Below are 3938 nucleotides of genomic sequence, written 5' to 3'. Positions count from 1 at the left end.
CGGCCGCCGGGTGCCGGTCCTCTCCTCCACCGATGACGTTGTCCGGACGGTTGGCCGCTGCGGGGCGGAGGCGGTCATCGTGGCCGGCCCGGTACCCGGCGGCAACCAGTACATCCGCGAACTGGGCTGGGGGCTGGAGGAGCACAAAGCGGAACTCGTGCTCGCCTCGTCCCTGACCAACGTCGCCGGGCCCCGGATCCACTGGCGGCCGGTGGAGGGGCTGCCGTTGATGCACGTGGATGTGCCCCGGTACAGCGGCGCCAAGCACGCTTTCAAGCGGCTCCTGGACATTGCGGTGGCCGCGGTTGCCCTGACGCTGCTGTCGCCGCTCTTTCTCGTCCTGGCGGTCATCGTCAAACGCGACAGCCCCGGTCCCGTCCTGTTCAGGCAGGAGCGGGTGGGCAAGGCCGGGAAACCGTTCCGGATGCTGAAATTCAGGTCCATGGTCACAGATGCCGAGGCCGCGCTGGCCGGGCTCGGGGCGCAAAACGACGGCGCCGGCGTTCTGTTCAAGATGCACAATGATCCCCGGGTTACCCGCTGCGGACGGTGGATGCGCCGGTACTCGCTGGACGAACTGCCGCAGTTCTGGAACGTCCTGTCGGGCGAAATGAGCCTGGTCGGACCCCGCCCGCCGCTGCAGCGCGAGGTGGGCCGCTACGAGCGGCATACGCACCGCCGGCTGCTGATCAAACCGGGAATTACCGGGCTGTGGCAGGTCAATGGCCGCTCGGATCTGCCCTGGGACGAGGCCGTGCGGCTGGATCTCTATTACGTCGAAAACTGGTCGATCATGGGTGACGTCATCATCATCTGGCGCACCTTTAGGGCTATGTGCATGCCTGCGGGCGCGTACTAACGGAGTGAGGACACACAATGAATGAAACACGTTCGGGATTCTCCCGCGGCCGGAACCAGGCGGCGGACGCCGGGCCGCTGCGGGCAGCCGTCATCGGTGCGGGCTACTGGGGGCCCAACCTGGCACGCAACTTCACCGCCAGTCCCGACTGGGAACTGGCTGGAATCGTGGACCTTGACCAGCACCGGGCCGCCAAGCTCGCCGCGGCCCAGGGCGGGGTTCCCGTTTTCAGCTCCATCGACGAACTGCTGGACCTGGCCGACGTCGACGCCGTAGCGATCGCGACGCCGGCCCACACCCACCACGGGATCGCCCTGACGGCGCTGCAGGCAGGCAAGCACGTGCTGGTCGAGAAGCCTCTTGCCGACAGCCGGCTCCGCGGACTGGAGATGGTTGAGGAAGCGGACGAGCGGGGGCTGGTCCTGATGGCGGACCACACCTACTGCTACACCCCGGCCGTGCTGAAGATCCGGGAACTGATCGCCGACGGGTCGCTCGGCGACATTCTTTTCATCGATTCGGTCCGGATCAATCTGGGACTGGTGCAGCCGGACGTGGATGTCTTCTGGGACCTCGCCCCCCACGACCTGTCCATTCTCGACTTCATCCTTCCCGACGGGCTGCGGCCGGTGGAGGTCGCGGCGCACGGCGCGGATCCCCTGGGCACCGGGCGGGCCTGCATCGGTCACCTGACGTTCGCGTTGCCCAACGACGCCATGGCCCACGTCCACGTGAACTGGCTGAGCCCGACCAAGATCCGCCAGCTGGTGGTCGGAGGGTCCCGGCGCACCCTGGTCTGGGATGACTTGAATCCCCAACAGCGGCTTAGCGTCTACGACCGCGGAGTCAGCCTGGACCGGCAGTCGCGCTCCGCCGCCGACCGGACGGCCTCGGCCATCTCCTACCGGCTGGGTGACACCTGGTCGCCTGCGCTGCCCGAACATGAGGCGCTGGGCCAGATGGTGGCGGAATTCGCCAACAGCATCCGGCAGCAGCGGCCCGCACGGACTTCCGGCGCGTCCGGTCTCCGGGTGCTGTCCGTGCTGGAGGCTGTCAGCGACAGCCTCAGCGCGGACGGGAAGGCCAGCATCGTCGTAGGCAATGAAGCGAAGCTGGAGGTCAACTCATGAGCATGCTGCAGGGTGCACAGGTACTGGTCACCGGCGGGGCGGGGACCATCGGTTCCACCGTCGTGGATCACTTACTCGACGCCGGTGTCGGCAGGATCGACGTGCTGGACAACCTGGTCCGCGGCAGGCGGGCCAACCTCGACCCGGCCATTGCCAGCGGACGGGTCCACCTCGTCGAGGGGGACCTCCGCGACCGCGACCTGGTCCACGACCTGAGCCGCGGCAAGGACATCGTCTTCCACCAGGCCGCCATCCGGATCACCCAGTGCGCCGAGGAACCCCGGCTGGCGCTGGAGGTGCTGGTCGACGGGACGTTCAACGTGCTCGAGGCCGCGTCCGCCCAGCGGGTCGGCAAGCTCGTGGCGGCCTCCAGCGCCTCGGTCTATGGCATGGCCGAGACCTTCCCGACGTCGGAACGCCATCACCACCACAACAACGACACGTTCTACGGCGCAGCCAAGTCGTTCAACGAGGCCATGGCCCGCAGTTTCCGCGCGATGGCCGGCCTGGACTATGTGCTGCTGCGCTACTTCAACGTCTACGGGCCCCGGATGGACGTCCATGGCCTGTACACCGAGGTCCTGGTCCGCTGGATGGAACGCATCGAGGACGGGCTGCCGCCGCTGATCTTCGGCGACGGGCAGCAGACCATGGACTTTGTCCACACAAGGGATGTGGCCCGGGCCAATATCCTGGCCGCGGGCAGCGGGGTGGACGAGGGTGTGTACAACGTCGCCAGCGGTGCCGAGACAAGCCTGCTGGAACTCGCCGAGGCGCTGTTGCGGGCGATGGATTCGGAGCTCCACGTCGAACACGGCCCCGAACGGGCCGTCAACGGCGTCGTCCGGCGCCAGGCGGATACCGCAGCGGCCCGGCGCGACCTCGGGTTCAGAGCCGAAACCGGCCTTGAGGAGGGACTGCGCGAACTGGTGGACTGGTGGCGGCCTCTGCGCGCCGAGATCGCGGATGCCAGGGTCGGAGGTGCGCGGTGACAATCAGCCGGGACCACACCCTGAGCCGGATCAACGTGATGAAACCCTGGCTGGGGACCGAGGAAGCCGAGGCGGTAGCCGAAGTGATCGCCTCCGGCTGGGTGGCTCAGGGACCCCGCGTGGCGCGCTTCGAGGAGGCCTTCGCCAGCACGCAGCAGGCCAGCTATGCCGTCGCGGTCTCCAACTGCACCACGGCCTTGCACCTGGCCCTGAAGGTGGCCGGCATCGGAGCCCATGACGACGTCGTGGTGCCGTCCCTCTCGTTCATCGCCACCGCCAACGCGGTCACCTACGTCGGCGCCAGGCCGGTCTTCGCCGACGTCGAGCCGGACACCGGGAACGTGTCCGTGCGGACGCTCGCCGCCGCCCTGACCCCGGCCACCCGCGCTGTGATCGTGGTCGACCAGGGCGGCATGCCCGTCGATCTGGATCCGATCCGCGCCCTCTGCGACGGACTGGGCATCACCGTCATCGAGGACGCGGCCTGCGCGGCGGGCTCCACGTACCGGGGCCGGCCGGTGGGGGCGGGGGCCGAGCTTGCCGCCTGGTCCTTCCACCCCCGCAAGATTCTCACCACCGGGGAAGGCGGGATGCTGACCACCCACAACCCGGTCTGGGCGGACCGGGCCAGGAAGCTCCGCGAACACGCCATGAGCGTGTCGGCGAAGGACCGGCACTCCACCGTCCTGGCACCGGCGGAGGAGTACGAGGAGATCGGCTTCAACTACCGGATGACGGATATGCAGGCCGCCGTCGGGCTTGTGCAGCTGGACCGGCTGGGTGAAGCGGTGTCCCGGCGCCGGGCAATCGCCGCCGCCTACCGGAAGGCACTGGCCGGGGTCGAGGGACTGCGCTTCAGCCAGGACCCCCTGTACGGCACCAGCAATTTCCAGTCCTTCTGGTTCGAAGTGATGCCGGGCTTCGCCCTCGGGCGCGAGGAACTGCTGGAGCGGCTGG

Annotated in this window: 4 protein-coding genes; all 4 read left to right on the top strand. The window is 68.4% G+C overall.

Annotation, left to right across the window (positions count from 1 at the left end; all coding sequences use genetic code 11):
- Nucleotides 1-859 (top strand): sugar transferase (locus tag K789_RS0106050; protein ID WP_024365977.1); only part of this gene is annotated, 859 nt, incomplete at its 5' end.
- Between the two features lie 17 nt (nt 860-876).
- The gene (locus K789_RS0106045) at nt 877-1989 is read left to right on the top strand and encodes a Gfo/Idh/MocA family protein (RefSeq protein ID WP_024365976.1); all 1113 of its coding nucleotides are present in this window, start codon (nt 877-879) and stop codon (nt 1987-1989) included.
- Nucleotides 1986-2981, top strand: coding sequence for an NAD-dependent epimerase/dehydratase family protein (locus K789_RS0106040; protein ID WP_024365975.1), 996 nt, complete (start codon nt 1986-1988; stop codon nt 2979-2981). The genes K789_RS0106045 and K789_RS0106040 overlap by 4 nt, the downstream gene beginning before the upstream one ends.
- Nucleotides 2978-3938: DegT/DnrJ/EryC1/StrS family aminotransferase (locus tag K789_RS0106035; RefSeq protein ID WP_024365974.1), on the top strand; the 961-nt coding region annotated here is incomplete at its 3' end. The genes K789_RS0106040 and K789_RS0106035, both read left to right, overlap by 4 nt.

This window comes from Arthrobacter sp. TB 26, from assembly GCF_000427315.1.
Classification (GTDB): Bacteria; Actinomycetota; Actinomycetes; order Actinomycetales; family Micrococcaceae; genus Arthrobacter.
The sequence above is the reverse complement of the archived record's forward strand: the minus strand, read 5'-3'. Positions and strand labels throughout refer to the sequence as shown.

Excerpts from the sequence above, each read along its gene's own strand:
- K789_RS0106045 (WP_024365976.1), top strand. The coding sequence starts at position 877 with ATGAATGAAACACGTTCGGGATTCTCCCGCGGCCGGAACCAGGCGGCG.
- K789_RS0106040 (WP_024365975.1), top strand. The coding sequence starts at position 1,986 with ATGAGCATGCTGCAGGGTGCACAGGTACTGGTCACCGGCGGGGCGGGG.